The 18,270-nt window shown below is 59.6% G+C and carries 14 protein-coding genes; 8 read left to right on the forward strand and 6 right to left on the reverse strand.

What is annotated here, in order from left to right; all coding sequences use genetic code 11:
- Positions 1 to 65 precede the first annotated feature (65 nt).
- Together PWJ82_RS07555 and PWJ82_RS07560 are read right to left on the reverse strand one after the other, a co-directional pair.
- A complete protein-coding gene (locus PWJ82_RS07555; RefSeq protein ID WP_274736069.1) occupies positions 66 to 1,859 on the reverse strand; it encodes a DEDD exonuclease domain-containing protein in 1,794 nt (597 codons plus the stop codon).
- A gap of 52 nt (positions 1,860 to 1,911) precedes the next feature.
- Complete coding sequence (locus tag PWJ82_RS07560; protein ID WP_274736070.1) at positions 1,912 to 2,421, reverse strand: SdpI family protein; 510 nt, start codon at positions 2,419 to 2,421, stop codon at positions 1,912 to 1,914.
- A 69-nt stretch (positions 2,422 to 2,490) separates the two neighbouring features.
- Between PWJ82_RS07560 and PWJ82_RS07565 the strand changes: the two genes are divergently transcribed.
- Positions 2,491 to 3,705, forward strand: a complete 1,215-nt coding sequence (locus PWJ82_RS07565; RefSeq protein ID WP_016442634.1) for a pyrophosphate--fructose-6-phosphate 1-phosphotransferase — start codon at positions 2,491 to 2,493, stop codon at positions 3,703 to 3,705.
- Between the two features lie 198 nt (positions 3,706 to 3,903).
- Positions 3,904 to 5,262, forward strand: coding sequence for a class II 3-deoxy-7-phosphoheptulonate synthase (locus PWJ82_RS07570; protein ID WP_274736073.1), 1,359 nt, complete (start codon positions 3,904 to 3,906; stop codon positions 5,260 to 5,262).
- A gap of 91 nt (positions 5,263 to 5,353) precedes the next feature.
- Here PWJ82_RS07570 and PWJ82_RS07575 read toward each other — a convergent pair whose 3' ends face one another.
- Complete coding sequence (locus PWJ82_RS07575; protein ID WP_274736074.1) at positions 5,354 to 7,030, reverse strand: protein kinase domain-containing protein; 1,677 nt, start codon at positions 7,028 to 7,030, stop codon at positions 5,354 to 5,356.
- A gap of 36 nt (positions 7,031 to 7,066) precedes the next feature.
- Entirely contained in the window at positions 7,067 to 7,564 is a 498-nt protein-coding gene (locus PWJ82_RS07580; protein WP_274736076.1) for a lytic transglycosylase domain-containing protein, read from the reverse strand.
- A 168-nt stretch (positions 7,565 to 7,732) separates the two neighbouring features.
- Between PWJ82_RS07580 and PWJ82_RS07585 the strand changes: the two genes are divergently transcribed.
- The gene (locus PWJ82_RS07585) at positions 7,733 to 8,104 is read left to right on the forward strand and encodes an Rv2175c family DNA-binding protein (RefSeq protein WP_274736087.1); all 372 of its coding nucleotides are present in this window, start codon (positions 7,733 to 7,735) and stop codon (positions 8,102 to 8,104) included.
- Here PWJ82_RS07585 and PWJ82_RS07590 read toward each other — a convergent pair.
- Complete coding sequence (locus tag PWJ82_RS07590; protein ID WP_274736077.1) at positions 8,101 to 9,141, reverse strand: polyprenyl synthetase family protein; 1,041 nt, start codon at positions 9,139 to 9,141, stop codon at positions 8,101 to 8,103. The genes PWJ82_RS07585 and PWJ82_RS07590 overlap by 4 nt on opposite strands.
- Positions 9,142 to 9,248: 107 nt before the next feature.
- Here PWJ82_RS07590 and PWJ82_RS07595 point away from each other — a divergent pair, with 107 nt between their 5' ends.
- Both PWJ82_RS07595 and PWJ82_RS07600 read left to right on the forward strand, forming a co-directional pair.
- Positions 9,249 to 10,580, forward strand: coding sequence for a hypothetical protein (locus PWJ82_RS07595; protein WP_274736078.1), 1,332 nt, complete (start codon positions 9,249 to 9,251; stop codon positions 10,578 to 10,580).
- A 243-nt stretch (positions 10,581 to 10,823) separates the two neighbouring features.
- On the forward strand, positions 10,824 to 12,626 hold the full coding sequence (locus PWJ82_RS07600) for an RNA polymerase sigma factor (RefSeq protein ID WP_274736079.1): 1,803 nt from the start codon (positions 10,824 to 10,826) through the stop codon (positions 12,624 to 12,626).
- Here PWJ82_RS07600 and PWJ82_RS07605 read toward each other — a convergent pair.
- A complete protein-coding gene (locus PWJ82_RS07605) occupies positions 12,574 to 13,329 on the reverse strand; it encodes a 3'-5' exonuclease (protein ID WP_274736081.1) in 756 nt (251 codons plus the stop codon). The two genes, PWJ82_RS07600 and PWJ82_RS07605, sit on opposite strands and share 53 nt — an antisense overlap.
- Before the next feature lie 81 nt (positions 13,330 to 13,410).
- Here PWJ82_RS07605 and PWJ82_RS07610 point away from each other — a divergent pair, with 81 nt between their 5' ends.
- The 3 genes from PWJ82_RS07610 (at position 13,411) to PWJ82_RS07620 (ending at position 18,264) form a co-directional block, all read left to right on the forward strand.
- Positions 13,411 to 13,605, forward strand: coding sequence for a DUF7455 domain-containing protein (locus tag PWJ82_RS07610; protein ID WP_026428827.1), 195 nt, complete (start codon positions 13,411 to 13,413; stop codon positions 13,603 to 13,605).
- Positions 13,606 to 13,817: 212 nt separating this feature from the next.
- Positions 13,818 to 14,864 carry a DEAD/DEAH box helicase family protein gene (locus PWJ82_RS07615; protein ID WP_274736082.1) on the forward strand — a complete coding sequence of 349 codons (1,047 nt, stop codon included), beginning with the start codon at positions 13,818 to 13,820 and terminating at the stop codon, positions 14,862 to 14,864.
- 22 nt (positions 14,865 to 14,886) lie between these two features.
- Complete coding sequence (locus PWJ82_RS07620; RefSeq protein WP_274736083.1) at positions 14,887 to 18,264, forward strand: type ISP restriction/modification enzyme; 3,378 nt, start codon at positions 14,887 to 14,889, stop codon at positions 18,262 to 18,264.
- Positions 18,265 to 18,270: the final 6 nt, after the last annotated feature.

Here is an 18,270-nt window from a genome sequence, read left to right on the forward strand (position 1 = left end):
AATTGAATGCGAATATCATCAGTATATGTGGTGTCCGGCACATAGGTGGCGAGAATGGGGGAGGTTTAGCGCTCAGCCAAGCCGGGCGATTCTTCCCCGCCCGGGAAGGAAGTCGGGAAACGATGGGCTGAGGTGAGGGGCACCGCGAGGGGAATCTCGCCCTCGACGGCGAGTACTCGCGAGCGCGGATCGGTAAGCCAGGCGGCAAGGAGCTGGGTTTCCTCCGGGTGCGCGTGCTCGGCGGCGCGGGCGGGAGCCGCAAGCAGGGGAGTTGCATTGCGGAGCTCTGCGGCATGTTCGGGAACATCGCGGGCTTCGCTGACAGTTGCGGTACCAAGCAGTCTGCCGTAACTCGCGAGGATGATTTCCCAGTGATCCTCACGCTTAGACGCGGCGACGACGCAGCGTGCCCGCCACAGCGGAACCAGCAAGTCCCGCCGCTGGGCTGCGGTGAGAAGCGCCAAAAGCCGGTCGCGCTCCACCATCGCTTCTTCGAAACGCTCCTGGGCGGCCAGGCGGGCAATGCGGGCCATCTGGTGGTCCCATACTTCGGCAAGGGAACCAGCTAACAGCCGTCGGGCGCGAGCGAGGGCTACTGGCCCGGTATTGACGGTGCCCCGCGGGGCCAACGCGCAAGGTGCGTGGGAAACGAAGTGGCACGGGCAATCGCTCAGATCGGCCTTGCGTGGCACGTTGAGGCCGGCAGGGTTGAGCCCGGCTTCATCGCCGATGAGTTCGGCGGCGCGCCGGGCGGCGGTGCGGGAGCCGAAAGGCCCTAGTGAGTTTGCCACCTCCGTTGCCGAACAGCTGCGCGTAGTTTTCAGGCGTGCCACGGGCGTGGTATCGAGGCTGATCCAGGTGCGGGTGTGGGGGCGGCGTGAGCGGCGATTATAGGGCGGATCGAAGCGAGTAATATCGCGCAGCTCCACCACCCGTGCCTCGAGGAGAGTGGCGGTTGGGGTGCTTTCTACCCGGGTGGCCAGGTCCACCATCTCCGCCATGCGGTGGCGTTTTTCCGCGGCGGTGAAATATTGGCGTACCCGCCGGTACATATTCCCGGAGCTGCCCACGTACAGTACTTCGTTATTCGGGCCGATGAAACGGTAGCTGCCCGGGCTGTGCGGTACCTGATCGGCGAGTACGGCGCGGCGGCGCCGGCGGGCCGGAACCGGGTTGGAGGCGGTGAGCAGGTCCTCGATATGTGTGACACCGAGCGGGCCGAGCCGCCCGATCATCGCGTGGAGCACATCCACGGTAGCCCGCGCATCATCGAGGGCACGATGGCTTGGTTGCACCGCGGCCCGGCAGTATCCCGCCAGGGTGCTTAGTTTGTGATTGGGAACTTCATCGCGGCTGAAAAGGCGCCGCGCCAGTCCGAGGGTATCGAGGACGCGCAGCCGCGGCCACGCCATATCTATCGCTTCGCAAGCTCCGCGCAAATGGGACATATCGAAGCGGGCATTATGCGCCACGAGCACCGGGGCGGTGGGGCCAAGGAAATTGAGAAAAGCGGGGAGAACTTCATGCAGCGGGGGAGCGCTCACCGTCATCGCGGTGGTGATTCCGGTGAGCACGGTGATCTGGGCCGGGATGGGGACCCCGGGATTGACGAGTGAGGAAAACTCTTGCACCACCTCCCCTCCGCACACTTTCACCGCACCAATTTCGGTGAGCGCATGCGCCCCGGGCCTCCCTCCGGTGGTTTCCACATCTACCACCACGAAAGTAACCTCATCCAGAGGAGTCCCCAGATCCGCAAATTCCAACTGGCGGGGAGCCAAGATGTGGCCGGACCGATACACCTCAATAGGTTCGGTATCGACCCGGGTGCCGGGCCGCGGAATATGCCGTGCTGTCATGATTTTTACCCTAGCGCGGAGCTACGACATGAATTCGCGGAGAAGTAGCGCGCTACAGGCGGGCGCCGTCGTCGTACGGATCGGTATCTTCGCGGGCGGGTGCCGTCAAAATAATGGCGACCACAACGCCCACCAGGGCTCCACCGGCCAGGATCAACGCGGTCAGGCGCGGGGCGGGCAGCAGGCCGATAAACATGAGCGCACTGATGAGAACCAGCACCCCGGTGGCCACCCAGGCGAGGCTCGCGTAGCGGTGGGCAGGGGCCTGGGGAACATAATATTCTTCGCGGGAGGCCGGGTTGAAAGTGGCGTCGTCGTCGGAAAAATCTGAATCTTCCGGCGCCGGGGACCAATCGCGCGGACCGGCCGCTCGCCCGCCACCCAGCGCCCACGCGGCATCGGTGTAGCGCGGGGAAACATCCACCGGCGGCAGCGCGGCATCACTATCCCGGGTGGTATTGATATTCGCTCCCACACCCTCGGCTTCCAGCTCGCGCGCGATCTTGTCCCATTGCGCATCGAAGCTATTATCCGAGTGCCTGCCTGTAGGTCCTTCTCCCATGAAAGACACTATAGCTGCGGGTATAATCAACAGCGGAATAATCCCCCAATCAGAAACGGAAGGTTAACGATGACTGTCCGCCGCGTTGCGCTCTTGACCGCCGGAGGTTTCGCCCCGTGTTTGTCCTCGGCCGTGGGTGGCCTCATTGAGCGCTATACGGAAATTGCGCCCGATGTGGAAATTATCGCCTACCAGCATGGCTACCACGGGCTGCTCACCGGGAATTACATCACCATCGATAAAGAAGGGCGCGAACAAGCCCATATCCTGCACCGTTTCGGCGGTTCACCCATCGGTAACTCCCGCGTCAAGCTGACCAATACCGAGGATCTGGTCAAGCGTGGCCTCGTGGAAGAAGGCGTGAACCCGCTGGAATTCGCCGCCCAGCGTCTCGTGGAAGATGGCGTGGATGTGCTCCACACCATCGGCGGTGATGATACAAATACCACCGCGGCTGATCTGGCCGCCTACCTGGAAGAAAACGGGCATCACCTCGTGGTGGTGGGCCTTCCCAAGACCATCGATAATGACATTATTCCGGTGCGCCAGTCCCTGGGCGCCTGGACCGCCGCGGAAGAAGCCTCGCTCTACGCCCAGCATATTATTGGTGAGCATCGCTCCAACCCGCGTATGCTCATCGTTCACGAAGTCATGGGCCGTAATTGCGGCTACCTTACCGCGCAGGCCTCCAAGTACTACCACGATTGGGTCCAGGAGCAGGAATGGGCTCCGGCGCTGGGCTTGACCAAGGAACGCTGGGATGTGCACGCCGTGTTCCTGCCCGAAATGGCCTTGGATATCAGCGGGGAAGCCGAACGCCTCAAGAAGATTATGGATGAGATCGGCAACGTCAATATCTTCCTTTCCGAGGGTGCGGGCGTGGATGAAATCGTGGCCGAAATGGAGGCCGCCGGCCAGGAAGTACCGCGCGATCCCTTCGGACACGTCCAGCTCGATAAGGTCAATCCGGGCCGCTGGTTCGCTGAGCAATTCGCGCAGAAGCTCGGCGCGGAAAAGGTCATGGTGCAAAAGTCCGGGTACTTCTCCCGCGCCTGGCACGCCAACGCTGAGGACCTGCGCCTCATCAAGGGCATGGTGGACCTGGCCGTGCAGTGCGCCCTGGAAGGTAAGCCCGGCCTCATCGGGCACGATGAGGAGAACGGTAACGTCCTCACCAATATCGCTTTCCCGCGGGTGAAGGGCCACAAGGCCTTCGATATCACCCAGGATTGGTTCGTGGAGACCATGCAGGCCATCGGCCAGGAGGTCCGCCCGCACGCCTAATGCGGCTGCGTCGTGGGCCCGGGCTGCCCGGGTGCCCCGTATCCACACGTGAATGTTCGCCCCGTACCGGTTATCTGGTGCGGGGCGAGCTTGTGTGCAGATCATTTTTAGTGTGGTGCGCGCCTTTGCGTGCAGGCTGCGTCTCATGGCGTTGACGCAATTCTGCCCGCGCCTCCGTTCCGGGCTAAGATTTCGATTATGTTTGAGGACGATACGCATAAAATTGCTGCGCTGGCCCACGCCTGGCGCGATAAGCCTGCTCTGCACCAACCTCATTACGAGGATGAAGCAGAGCTTGCTGCCGTCATGCAGCGCCTGGCGAAAATGCCGCCCCTCGTTTTTGCGGGTGAATGCGATCGGCTCCGCGAAAGTATCGCGGCCGCGCAACGCGGCGAAGCTTTCGTCCTCATGGGTGGGGATTGCGCGGAATCTTTCGAGCAAATCACCGCGGATCGCATCCGTGCCAAGGTTCGCACCCTGCTGCAAATGTCGGTTATTTTGACCTACGGGGCTTCGGTGCCGGTAGTGAAAATCGGGCGGATGGCCGGCCAATACTCCAAGCCGCGCTCCCAGGCCACCGAAACTATTGGTGATACCAGCTTGCCCTCCTATTTGGGCGATTCCATTAACGGGCACGAATTCACGGCCGCGGCGCGCCGCCATGATCCGCACCGTTTGGAGGAGGCGTACCTGTACTCGGTGGCCACCCTCAACCTCATGCGTGCTTTCACGCGCGGTGGTTTCGCTGACTTGCGTTCGGTTCACGATTGGAACCGCGGTTTTATTGCCAATCCGGCTTACGTGCGGTACGAAAAAACAGCGAGCGAGATTGATCGCGCTATGCGTTTTGTGACCGCGGCCGGGGTCGACGGCGCGCAGCTGGCAGAAACGCAAATTTATTCTTCCCACGAAGGCCTGGTGCTGCCCTTCGAGGAAATTATGATGCGCATCGATTCGCGTACCCACGATCCTTACCTCACCTCCGCCCACTTCCTGTGGATCGGGGAACGCACCCGGGATGTCAACGGTGCCCACGTGGAGATGTTCTCCCACGCACGTAACCCGATCGGGGTGAAATTAGGTCCGACGACGACGCCAGATACCGCTCTCGCCCTTATCGACAAACTCAATCCGGAAGGCGAACCGGGCCGACTCACCTTCATTACTCGCATGGGGGCTGGTCGCGTGGAAGAAGCCCTGCCGCCCCTGGTGGAAGCGGTGCAGCGTGATGGCCGCCCGGTTACCTGGGTTTCGGACCCCATGCACGGAAATACCATCAAAGCATCCAATGGAATTAAGACCCGCCGCTTAAGCGATATCATGGCGGAAATCCGCGGGTTCTTCGCGGTCCACGAAGCTTTAGGTAGCCATCCGGGCGGTATCCACGTGGAACTGACCGGGGATGACGTGACAGAGGTGCTGGGTGGCTCGGAAGAAATCTTCGAAGAGACCCTGACCGAACGCTACGAATCCTTGGTCGATCCGCGTCTCAACCACCAGCAGTCCCTCGAGCTGGCTTACCAGCTGGCCGAAATGCTGCGCGACGTCCACCTGTAAAACGGGGCGCGCCGCAGCCTGGGATCGCAGTGGCCCTGCTTGGGTGCGTCCCGTGACTGAATGACCGGGTGCCAGCGCGAGTGCGGCCTGGCTACCGCGCCGCAATTATGAGGGTGATGTGCTGCCCGGAGGCAGCACTCACTCCCGGTCCGGGATCCTGGCGCAACACGGTGCCCGGCGCGGCCGCCCGGGTTTCCCGGTAGCGCACCTGCACCTGGAACCCCGCTTTTTCTAGCACGGCACGCGCCTCTGCCTCCGCCATATCCGCCACGTCGGGAACGGCTGCATCACGGGTTGCGCCGGCAATAAGAAGTTGAACCGTGCTCCCCGGGCGCACTCGGCTACCTGCCTCCGGATCGCTACCCAGCACGGTACCCGGTAGCGCCCCGCTCCCGCCCCGCACCTCCGTCTCCACTGTTAGCCCGAGGGCCTCCATCTGGCCACGCGTTTGGGTGAGCCCGGTGGCAAGTTCGGGAATCGTCACCCGTGCCCACGGGCCCGCCGTGAGAGCCCACGTCGCGCCGCCTGCCCCAGCAAGCAACGCGATTGCGCATACCCAGGCGGCAATCCGCCACGCGCGGGCGCGCCGCCGCCCAGCGCTACGCTGCCGTGGTTTTCCCGCGCCGCGCTGCGGTCGGGCCGTACCTTGTTGCGAGCCAGCCTGGCTCACCTTTAATTTCCGGGTGGGGCGGAGGACTGACGGGGCACGGTGCGCAGGTGCGTGCACCGGAACGGTTGCATCCGCGCCAGCATTGAGCGTGGCGGCGCGCTCCGTGCTTGCGGCAGCCGCGGTCTCCAGTTCAGCGCCACCAACACCGCCAGCCACATCCTCACGGTGCACCGGCTGCGGGCGGCGCGGCGTGACCGGAATGCGCCGTAGCGCGGCATCATCAGCGATGCTAGCCCGCAGCCCCCGCAGCAATTCGCGGGCCTCTCCGGCGCTTGCCGGGCGATCCGCCGGATTTTTCGCGGTGAGCACCCCGATAAAAGAATCCACCTCCGCCGGCAACCACGGATTATCCCCCGCAAGGCGCGGTAAATCTTCCCGCGCTTGTGCCGCCGCGAGCTGGGCGGCTGAGTATCCGGCCCAGGGCAGGCGCCCGGCAAGTAACTCAAAGAGCACCAGGCCGGTGGCGTAAACATCGCTAGCCGGGCTCGCCGCCCGCTGCTCCAGAATTTCCGGTGCGGTATAAGCCAGGGTTCCCCAGCGCGGCAGCGCCCCCGAGGATGCGCTCACCGCATGGGCGAGTCCGAAATCGGTGACCGTCACGGCGAGCTGGGGAAGGCTAATGGGGGAGGGTTGCGGGCAGGCGTCGTCGAATAAAATATTTTCCGGCTTGATATCCCGGTGAATAATGCCGGCCCGGTGGGCAGCGGCCAGACCCTGGAGGACCTGATCGCAAATCTCCAGGGCGGTGCCGAGCTGGAAGGATCCCAGGCGCTCCAGCTCGTGGCGCAGCGTGGGCCCGGGGACGTATTCCATGACGAGGTAGGCACGCTCGGTTGCGCCGTCGTTCCACATCCCACGGTCGTAAATGGTGACGATATGCGGGCTACTCAGCGCGGCGACCGCCCGGGCTTCCCGCCGGAAGAGCCGGGTGAAATCATCAAGGGCCGCTAGGTCGGGGTGCATAATCTTGATCGCCACCACGCGATCGAGCTTCGTATCGTAGCCGCGGTACACCGTGGCCATCCCGCCGCGCGCCACCGGGGCGTCGAGACGGTAGCGGCCCTCAAGCCACCCGGACGGCAGGGAAGGAATAGTCACACACCTAGGGTAGCGCGCCGCCTCAAAACGCCGCGTTTAGAAACTCTTAGCTGCGCGCAAGATCCGCAGCACGTACTTTTGGGTAGACGGGTACGGCCCCGCCTCCCGCAGGCGCGCCAAACCCTGGTAGTAGGCGGCAATAGCCTCATGCGTACTGGCGGTGTGGCGCTGCAAATAGCGGATAATCGCAACGCCTGCGGTGATATTATCCGCGGGAATAAGCCAGTCCAGATCCCGGCCGACCATCCGCCCCGCCCATCGCGAAGCCGCGGGAATCAGCTGCATCACACCCGCCGCCCCGCTGGGGGAGAGCGCGCGGGAATTGAAACCGGATTCGATATAGGCATGCGCCATTGCAAGTCGAGGATTGACGCCCATAAGCGCCGCCGTATCACGCACCATCTTCTGCGTTTCCGCCCGGCTCGGGGCGATAATCGCATTCAAACGCGCCGCGATTTCCGCGTGCGAAAGTTCGTAGCGCGGGGCCGGTACCTGCGCCCGCAAACGCGCCAGATTCGCCTTCGATCCCACCATTTCTCACTTCCTGGCCGGTGCGGGGGACATTCGATTGCGCCCCGGCCGCTGTTCCACTTGTGACAATAGTGCACTGTTGTGAAAATGTCACCAGAATGTGACGATTTTGTAATGGCGACGACGCCGCGCCCTCGCCCACCTGCGCGCCTGCGCGGCCGCGGCATTAAGATGGGAAGCGTGGAAAAAGAGAATACAACTGTGACGTGGTTGAGCCTTCCGGAGCTGGCCGATTACCTCAAGACCGATCTGCGTACGGTACGCTCCCAGCTGCGCGATGCCCGTTTCCTGGCGGTGCGGCGCGGGGAAAATAACGCCCTCTACGCCGACGCGGGACAATTCGTGATGAAAGACGGGCAGCGCGTGCCGCTACCCTCGCTGCGCGGCACCATTATTTCCCTGCGCGATGCCGGGTATAACGATGACGAAGCCCAAGAATGGTTGCGGCGCTTCGAACCGGAACTACGTGACACCCCGCTGGGTGCACTCATTGCCGGGCACACCCACGCGGTGCGGCGCGTCATCGCCGGCCTGGCCTTCTAGTGGGTGCGTGAACGCAGGCGCTGGAGGAGTTCCCCTAAGCTGTCGCGGGCGGCCTCGTTCAGGCGCGGCAAGATAGCCCGTGCACGATCTTCACGGTGGCGAATCATGTTTTCCACGTGAGCCCGCGCTCCAGAGTCCTCCATGAGGGCCTGAGCACGAGCGACGTCGTCGCCCTCCAACCGTTTCCCGCGTAAGGACCGCAGCCACCGGGCATCCACCTCGCTGACCCGCTCCAGCGTTTCGAGGAAGAGGAAGGTGTTTTTCCCTTCGGTGAGGTCATCACCGGCAGGTTTACCCGTGATAGCTGGATCCCCGAAAATCCCGAGGATGTCATCGCGCAATTGGAAGGCCTCACCGAAAGGCGTGGCAAAAGCCCGCAAATCTGCGATTGTTTCCGGCTCGGGCGGCTCGGCGAGCGCCGCCCCGATGAGCAGGGGGAAGAGTGCGGAATACGACACCGTTTTATGCGTGATAATCGCGCTGATATCCTCCCGGGTAGCCGCGCGGGTGTATTCGCAGCGGATATCGAGGAATTGGCCGATGCCCACGTCCTCGCACATGGTGAAAAACGGCTCGAGGGGAGCACTACGCCCGGCACTCACCGCTTCCTGGGAAGCCAGCGCTAGCACGGCATCGCCCACAATCAAACCGGAGCGGAAACCGTAGCGCTCGGGGGAACCATCCCAACCGGATACGCGGTGATAATTCTCCAGCTCCGCATGTACCGTGGGGACCCCGCGGCGGGTGGCAGAAGCGTCGATAATATCGTCGTGAATAAGGGCCGCGAGCTGGAAAAGCTCCACGGCCGCGCCCAAACGCACCGCCGCCACCATATCCGGGCAAGTAGGCTCCGGGAGAGTGGCCAGCATCCCGGCCCGCACCAACCGCGCCCGGGTCCGCTTACCCCCGGCCGCAAGTGCGGTAACCGTATTGATGAAATCCTCCACCTCGGGCTGATTCCAGCGACGCAAGGAATCCAAACGCGCCTCGATACGGCTATCAACCCCGTTGGTGAAATCGCGAGTGCTCCACTCCATTGCTCCTGCTCCGCTTCTTTTATCCACAGATCCGTGAGGTGCGCGCCCCATCCACAGGGTACCGGCACTCGCGAGCACGCGGTTGCCGAAGCTGGTTATCTAGCCCTATGGACACAATCACACTTCATCATCCGCGCGATGCCCTCGCTGTTATTCCCCATCTGCTGGGCTATCACCCGCGCCACCACTTCGTACTCTTCGGGGGAAGCCCGGAATTGCATCGGGGTCTGGGCCCGGAAGGTGAGGAACTACCGCAATGGTTCGGTTCGCTGGAATCTTCGCAGCGTCCGGAAGTTGCCGTGGCCGGGGGTGAAACGCCACTCATTCGGGTAGATCTGCGTGCCGGCCCTATCTCGCCCTATGTTGCCCGGCAAATAACTGACACGGTAGCTGCCTGCCGCATGTTCAGCTGCGTGGCGGTGGTCTACTGTCCAAGTTTTATTCGCTTCGCTCACACCCGTGAATTTGCTTCGGTGCTGGCCCTCCTTGAGCTGCTCTGCGCTGCTCTTTCCCGACTCTGGGACGGTGACCCGGGCACTCGCGATGCGTGGAGCTGTGATTTTTTTATTGCCGATAACGAAGGGTTTATGGATATGGGAGAAGAAACATTTTGCCGCTGGGAAGAATTGGAATCTACCGAGGCGGCGGCTGCTCTCGTTTACAAGGGGTCGGCACCTCTGGAAGAAGAACCGCGCCGGGATATCGTCAAGGCCAGCCCCACTCGAATGCGTAATACCGCCATAGTCTTGGAAGAAGCGCGCGGGGAGGAAGACACAGCACTGGAAGAGCACTGGGATATGCTCCTTGCTCGGGTGGTGCGCCGCCGCCAAGCCGGCCCACCGCGCATCACCACCCGCGAAGCGGGGCGAGCCTTGGCCGGGCTCTTACGCATCCCTATTCGGGACAAAATCTTGCAGGTCTCCCTTGAGCATGATCCGCTGTTACCGATGTCTTCCGTTGATCCCGCGGTGGGTTTTGCTACCGGGGTGGGGGAGCGTCCCAATATTGTGCGGGCTTTAGGGATGATGGCGCTTCTGGATGAATTGGCTCGGCTGGCTCCGGAAGGAGTGGAGGTCCCCTATGCGTGCTCGGCCTATTTAGCCTGGTGGGTGGGGCAAAATTCCATGACCGCGCTGCGCGCTCAGGAAGCGCTGGAGATAAATTCAGGCTCGCGCCTGGCGCGCATGCTCAAAGATGCGGCCGAATGGAACGCATTGCCTCCCTGGTTGGTAGGCGCGAATGAGGGCGGGAGGTGCTCGCGCGCCAAAGCTGGTGGTAGCGATGAGGCGGAAGTGGATAGGGGCGGTCCTGGAAACGCGGATGGTGACGGGCATGGTGAAGCGGCTACACCGTGCGGTTCGGAGGATATTGAGTCGGAAGCTCTGGACCGAGAGCCGGAAACTATGGACCGGTACGGACCTGGCAGGCAAGCAGCCTAAGTGGCTGGGTGCGTGAAGTAGGTATGTGCACCGGTGGGGGAGTTCGCGGCAGCGGAAGTTCACGCAGGCGTGGAAGTGGGACAACTATAGTCGCCGAGGATAAGAATGCCGTGTGATGATCGGCACCTTAGGGAGGGTGGGGAACAAAAAGTGGGTGGGGTGCGTTCCGCTAAGTAGCTCTTTGGGGTGGATACCCCGTGCCGGTTTTCGGCATTCGTTGATAACACTAGGGAAAGGTCTCACGTGGCCACAAAGTCTGCCAGTGCACAAGAAACCGCTGCCGTGGAAAAGGACACCGCGGTCTCCGCATCCGCTTCGGGTACGAAGAAGAAGGCGGCCTCTCGCTCCTCCAGTCGCACGGCATCGGCCACCTCGGCAGCTACCGCTTCTGAAAGCACAACGGCTGCGAAGAAGCCGGCGGCCAAGAAGGCCGGTACAGCCAAGGCCACCACTACCAAGAAGGCGGGCACTAAGCAGACCACCTCTAAGGCAAGCGAATCGAAGGCCTCCGAATCCAAGGCCGCTTCTTCGGCATCTTCCACGAAGAAGGCCACCACCGCGAAGTCGGCTGCGGCGAAGTCTGCAGCCTCAAAGTCCACCGCGGCGAAGAAACCGTCCGCGAAGAAGGCAGTCGCTGAAAGCGAGGCATTGGAAACGGCACCGTCCGCCGCGGAGGCGAGCGCGGCCGCAACGGAAGCTACGGAGGATAAGCCTGCTTCTAAGAAGCCGGCCACTCGCAAGGCGTCTACGAAGAAGACAACTTCGAAGGCCTCCGAATCCAAGACGGCTTCCACCGCGAAGAAAGCTACCTCGAAGCGCGCCACCGCTAAGCAGGAAGAACCGGAAGATCCTGAAGAACATGAGGATCTCGAGGATGAAGATTTCGATGTCGATGCTGAAGATGTTGATGCCGAGGATCTAGACGACGATCTCGAGGATGATGAGGATCCCGAGCACGATTCTGAGGACGCCGAAGAGGAGCCCGAGGAAGAAGAAGAGGACGAAGCCGATAAGGAAACGGATAGCGTCGCTAAAACAGAAACAACCGGGCGTAATTCCCGAGGTGGGTTCACCGTTAAGGACTCCGATGATTCGGATGAACCGGCGGTGCGCGTTCACGTTGCCGGTGCCACCGCGGATCCGGTCAAGGACTACCTCAAGCAGATCGGTAAAGTTCCCCTGCTCAACGCTGCGGAAGAAGTGGAACTCGCCAAGCGGATCGAGGCCGGTCTCTACGCCCAGCACCTGCTTGATCAGGGCAATCTCGATAAGGAGAAGGATCACGCCTATATTCGTGAACTGCGGATTATCGCCCGCGATGGCAAGCACGCCAAGAACCACCTGCTCGAAGCGAATCTTCGCCTGGTAGTTTCCCTGGCTAAGCGCTACACGGGCCGCGGGATGCTCTTCCTTGATCTTATTCAGGAAGGGAATTTGGGGCTGGTGCGCGCCGTCGAAAAGTTTGACTACGCCAAGGGCTACAAGTTCTCCACCTACGCTACCTGGTGGATTCGCCAGGCCATTACCCGTGCTATGGCAGACCAGGCTCGTACCATCCGCATTCCGGTGCATATGGTCGAAGTCATCAACAAGCTCGCGCGGGTTCAGCGCCAAATGCTCCAGGAACTCGGGCGGGAACCAACCACCGAGGAACTGGCGAAAGAACTGGATATGACCGAAGAAAAGGTCGTCGAAGTTCAAAAGTACGGCCGGGAACCCATTTCCCTGCACACCCCGCTCGGTGAAGATGGCGATTCCGAATTCGGTGACCTCATTGAGGATTCCGAAGCGGTGGTCCCGGCGGATGCCGTCGGCTTCACCCTGCTCCAAGAGCAGCTCCATCGTGTTCTCGATACCCTGTCCGAACGGGAAGCCGGGGTGGTTTCGATGCGCTTTGGCCTCACCGACGGCCAGCCGAAAACCCTGGACGAAATCGGCAAGGTTTACGGGGTTACCCGCGAACGCATTCGCCAGATCGAATCCAAGACCATGTCTAAGCTGCGCCACCCGAGCCGTTCGCAGGTGCTGCGCGACTATCTGGAGTAAAACCAGGCGCGGCAGGTTCCCGGCGCGCGCGGCGCACACCGGGAAACTCCACCTCAAATAGCGGGGTGGGCCAAATAATCTCAGCGGCGTGGAGGCGAGCATCGTCCCACGCCGCTGCTGTTATTTCCCGCCCGTCTCGGCTGTAAGCATGGGTGGCGTAGCGCTCTCCGCGTGCCTCCCGGCGCAGATATTCCGCCAGGAGCCGCCCGCACATGCGCGCATCCGTGATGGCGCGGTGATGTTCTTCTATCTCTATTCCCGCACGCTGGGCCACGGCCATAAGGGAATGGCGCCCCTCAGGAACGTAAATGCGCGAAAGATCCATCGTGCACACTGCGGCGCTGAGCGGGATACGTAGCGGGCTTCCGGCGCGGCGAAAAGCCTCGTTAAGGAAACCCAGGTCAAAGCGGGCATTATGCGCCACGAGAATACGCCCGCGCAGCAACCGTTCCACGTGGGGGAGCAGTTGTGAGAACGACGGCGCCTGTGCCACTTCCGCAGCGTGTACTCCGTGAATCTCCGTAGCTCCCATGGGCCGCAGCGGGTTCACCAGGCTTTCCCATTCGCGCTCCGGCTTGCCTTGCTCATCTAGAAGCACCACCCCGATCTCTACAATCCGGTCAGCGCGCGCATCTAAACCGGTGGTTTCCAGATCGAGGGCAGCGTAGCCAGAAGAAATACCGTGCGCCTGAGAAACACCCATGCGTTCAGCTTACCGAGAGCACGGGCCCGGGGTGATCTTCTCCTCAGGAATAAGCGCGCCCTTTTATGCTTTGATAGGTATGTGAGTACTACATTGACTGAATTAGCTCCCTTGACCGCGCAGGATCGTTGCGATGCCTGCGGAGCCCAGGCTTACGTTCGGGTACGCCTGCCTTATGGAGAACTTTTCTTCTGCGGCCATCATGCTTCCCAGCACCTCGATAAGCTGCGTGAAGATGCCCTTGAGATTCAAGACGAACGCGAAAATATCGCCTAGCTTCTCTTCGATCTCACCACCAGCGGCCCACCCGGGCCGCTTTTTCGTGGTCAAGCCGAAACCCACGGTATTGACGTGCCAATAGTGGATGAGTTTTCCGTTCTGCCAGTAGGCTTAGGGAAGTTGATCGTTGCTGGCGAGATACCCGGAAAGGGAATGTGATGAGCACTCAGATGCACCCAAACGATAATCTCACTACTGTTCAGAGAAGCGTGGAGAGCAAAGTCCAGGTATCTGGCCAGGATATTCCGGTGGAATCGAATGCTTTGGATGCTCAGCGAGAATCAACGCGCAGCGTAAACGCTTTCGATGAGCTGCTCGCCGAATACCGGGATTTATCCGATTCGGTACGTGCGCAAGGCAACTTGTTTGAGCAACTCATCCGCTCATATCTTCTCAAAGACTCGCAGATGAGCCGCCAATTTGGCGCGGTGTATCTGTGGCGTGACTGGCCCGGGCGGGCCGGACGGCCCGATACCGGCATTGATCTGGTTGCAATCGATATCGAAGACATGCCCGAAGATGGCAGCGAACCAGACGCGCATACACCGGCCGTAGCTATCCAATGTAAGTTCTACGAGCAGGGCCGTACCATCAGTAAGGCCCAGCTTGATTCTTTCCTTGCGGACTCGGGTAAAGAACCCTTCAAGCGCCGGATTTTCGTGGAAACCACGGGTGTGCCCTGGGGAGCTAATGCAGAAGATGCGATCCGAGGCCAGAGCAAACCCGTCACTCGTATCGGCCTTACCGATTTGCGTAACTCCGATATTGACTGGAGCACATATTCTTTCGCGAAACCTTCCGAAACTCCGCAGCTCAAGCCGCGTAAAACGCTGCGGGACCATCAGGTCAACGCGATTCGTGATGTGTTTACCGGCTTCCAGGATCATGATCGCGGAACTTTGGTTATGGCTTGTGGAACGGGTAAAACATTTACGGCTCTGAAAATAGCCGAACGGCTCACCGATGATTTGGGCGGGAGCGCCCGGATCATGTTCATGGTTCCCTCCCTCGCGCTGATGAGCCAGACCTTGAATGAGTGGGCTGCTGAAGTTCAAGTTCCGTTCTCCGCCTGGAGTGTGTGCTCAGATACGAAAGTGAACCGGAAACGCCAGGAGCGCCAGGACGTGGCGGATATCGCGATGGTGGACTTGAAAACTCCGCCAACAACCAAGCCGGCCACCCTTGCCGCATCCTTGATTAAGCACGCGGGGGGGGGGTGGACTCCAGGTAATCTTCGCGACGTATCAGAGCATTGATATCGTTCACCAGGCCCAAGAGTTGGCCGGTAATGATTGGCGTGATTTCGATCTGATTATTTGCGATGAAGCCCACCGCACCACCGGCGTCACCCTCACCGGGGAAGATGAATCCTATTTCACCCGCGTTCACAATAACGACTACCTGCGGGCTGATAAACGCTTGTATATGACCGCCACCCCGAAGATTTTTAATCCGAAAGTTAAAGACGCGGCGAAAGAAAAAGATGCAGTCCTCGCCTCTATGGACGATGTCGCGTTGTTCGGCCCGGTCTTCCACCGCCTCGGGTTCGGAACTGCGGTGAGCTTGGGTCTGCTCACCGATTACAAAGTTGTTGTTCTGGCGATCCCAGAAGACCAAGTCACCCCGATCTACCAACAGGGCGCCACCTACGGGGAGCTTCCGCTACCTGAGACAGCGAAACTGGTGGGATGTTGGAACGCGCTTGCTAAACGTAAAAGCGGTTTCACGGACATCCAGTACGGAAGTGATACGACGCCGATGCACCGGGCGGTTGCCTTCGCGAAGGATATTAAAACCTCCAAGCAGATCGCATCTGAGTTCCCGGAGCTCGTCAATAAGCATTTGCGAAACCTCATGAATAATGAGGTCAGTGATGACCTGGGTGTTCAGTGCCGTCATGTTGATGGAACGATGAATGCCATTGAGCGCGGGGAAGCTCTTGATTGGCTGAAAACAGATGTGGAGAGTGAACATCCGGTCTGCCGGATTCTCACTAACGCGCGCTGCCTTTCCGAGGGGGTAGACGTGCCGACCTTGGACGCGGTGTTGTTCTTGAATCCGCGCCGCTCTCAAGTGGATGTGATCCAGGCCGTTGGCCGGGTCATGCGTAAGGCTGAAGGAAAAGAATTCGGGTATATTATCCTCCCCGTTGCGGTTCCTGCTGGGACGACACCGGAGGATTCCCTCAGCGATAACCAGCGTTACGCGGTTGTATGGCAGGTACTCCAAGCTATCCGCGCCCACGATGAAGATTTTGAAGCCAAGCTGAACGCTAGCCAATACAACGGCACGCTCCCGGAAAACATCATCGTTGACTACGTTGACCTCAAACCCGCACCAAAGGTTGATCCGTTCTCTGGAAGCGCTGGAGGCGATGACACTGAAGTTATTGATGGTGGTTCGGGCTCCGGGCCCGGGGGCGAATCCGATAGCCGTCAAATGCAGTTGGAGCTCTTCCTCCAGGCCAACGAATGGAAGGATGCTGTCTACTCGAAAATCGTGAAGAAGGTTGGGGACCGGCTGTATTGGGACGACTGGAGCAAGGATATCGGTGATATTGCAAGCCGCTATATCAACCTAATCGAACAGCTTCTGGAAGACCCGATCAATCAGGATTACTTCACGTCTTTCGTTACGGCCCTGCAGAAAACCCTCAATCCGGCAGTGGACGGGGCGCAGGCGGTTGAAATGCTAGCTCAGCATCTGATCACGAAGCCTTTGTTCGACGCGATGTTCCCCTCTCAGGAATTCACTTCCCAGAACCCGGTGAGCCAGGCCATGCAGAACATTTTGGACCGGCTCGCCACCAATAAGGTGTTCGAGACTGAGCGCGAGCCGTTGGCTAAGTTTTATGACGCAATGACGCAAAAGATCCGTGCTGTCACAACGCTTGACGGCAAGCAGGAGATCATGCGTACCCTTTACGACAAGTTCTTCGCGAAAGCATTCCCGTCTATGCAAGACCGCCTGGGCATCGTCTTCACGCCTGTCCCGGTGGTGGACTATATCTTGCGCTCGGCTGACGTGGCACTGCGCCGTCATCTAGGGAAAAGTTTAGGGGATGAGGGGATCTCCATTATCGAACCCTTCCTGGGTACGGGTACCTTCATAACCAGGCTCCTGCAATCTGGCCTCATTAAGCCTGAGCAGTTGGAACGTAAGTACTTGCGGGAAATTTTCGCTAACGAAATCGTGCTGCTCAGCTACTACATTGCTTCTATCAATATCGAAGAGGTCTATCGCCAGATTCGGATTGAGCAAGGTGCGGGGGATGAGTACGTGGAATTCCCTGGCCTCAGCTTGACGGACACGTTCCAAATTCACGAAGAAGAAAACCGATTTGACGAGGTGGGGGACTTCGCTGCCAATATGGAGCGCGTCGCGCGCCAAAAAGAAGCGAAAATACGCGTTGTGGTGATGAACCCGCCTTACTCTGCCGGGCAGAAGAGCGCGAACGATAACAACCAAAACCTGAAATATGCATTCTTGGATAAGCAGATCGAAAGCTCGTATGCCGCTAGATCAACGGGAACCAATAAAAACAGCCTCTATGACTCCTACTACCGGGCTTTGCGGTGGGCAACTGACCGTATCGGCCCCGAGGGTGTCATCGCTTTTGTTTCAAACTCCAGTTTTATCGACGGCAATACCGCGGACGGAGTACGTCTGAGTTTGGTTGAGGAGTTCTCTGATATTTACGTTTATAACCTGAAGGGGAATCAACGTACTCAAGGGGAGCGCTCTCGCCAGGAAGGCGGAAAGATTTTTGGTAGCGGATCGAGAACCGGGGTCGCTATTACTGTTCTCGTCAAAACTTCCGATAAGTCCGGCCCGTGCAAGATTCATTATGCCGAGATTGCTGATTATCTGGCCCGGCAAGAAAAACTCGATGTCTTGAGCGAAGAGAACTCGATTGCTGGCACCGATTTCGAGGTCATTACCCCGAATAGTCACGGCGACTGGATCAACCAGCGTGACGATAGGTACCTTACTTACCAGCCGATTGGAGACAAAGTCACTAAGGGCAAAACAGATACGCTTGGCTTGTTCATCCAGTATTCGCGTGGTCTTGCCACTGCCCGGGACGCATGGTGCTACAACTTCTCGAAGCCCGCCGTCGCTGAGAATATGCAGCGCATGATCTCTAACTACAACACCGAGGTTCAGGAATCTAGAACTTCAGGAGATGCTAACGGAGACCCAACGCGCATCTCATGGAACCGGCAGTTGTACAGGGACTTGGATAAACGTAAGTTGCATATTTTCCGTTCAGAATCGGTACGTTCTGCTATCTACCGTCCCTTCTGCAAACAGGCGGTTTACTTTGATCGGTCAATGAATGACATGATCTACCAGCTTCCGCATATTTTCCCCACACCGGCCCAACCGAATCTGACGGTGGGACTAAACGGAACCGGGATGTCTAAAGAGTTCGCGGTTTATATGTCGGATACCTTGCCTGATGTTCAGCTCATGCCTAATGGTCAGCAATTCCCCCTCTACACCTGGGAACACGTCACCGATAATGACCCTCAAGGTTCACTTCTTGAGGGTCAAGTCCTGGTTAGTGGTGTATCTGTGTTCTCGAATCATGATTGTCATTGTCTGGTTTCGATACTAATAAGGACTGGATATCAGACACAGGTCAAGCAATAATTTCCT

Origin of the sequence: Actinotignum schaalii, assembly GCF_028864145.1 — a bacterium.
In the GTDB taxonomy this organism is placed as follows: domain Bacteria; phylum Actinomycetota; class Actinomycetes; order Actinomycetales; family Actinomycetaceae; genus Actinotignum; species Actinotignum schaalii_B.